This is a genomic window from Marinimicrobium sp. UBA4209, from assembly GCF_002381585.1.
GTDB lineage: Bacteria > Pseudomonadota > Gammaproteobacteria > Pseudomonadales > Cellvibrionaceae > Marinimicrobium > Marinimicrobium koreense.
Window position 1 is genome coordinate 1 of record NZ_DFTP01000081.1, and the last position, 345, is coordinate 345.

Here is a 345-nt window from a genome sequence, read left to right on the forward strand (position 1 = left end):
AACTCGCTGCTGGACCTGGTGGTGTTCGGCCGGGCGGCCGGCAAGCACATCGAGAAAGTGCTGCGTGAAGGCGCAGAGCAGCAGGCGCCGCGCGAGAGCGATATCGAAGCGTCGCTGGCCCGACTGAATCGCCTGAACAGCTCGACCGGTGGGGAGAGCAGTGCGGTACTGCGCAAAGAGCTGCAGGAAGTGATGCAAAACCACTTTGGCGTATTCCGCAAGGGTGACTTCATGGCCGAGGGCATCAAAAAGCTGGCCGCCCTGCGCGAGCGCATTGAAAACGTGTCTATCGACGACAAGAGCGATGCGTTCAATACGGCCCGGATTGAAGCTCTGGAGTTGCAA

Annotated in this window: 1 pseudogene; it reads left to right on the forward strand. The window is 60.3% G+C overall.

Going from position 1 to position 345, the window contains the following annotated elements:
• A pseudogene (locus tag B3187_RS12005) lies at positions 1-345 on the forward strand (FAD-binding protein); the annotation flags it as partial.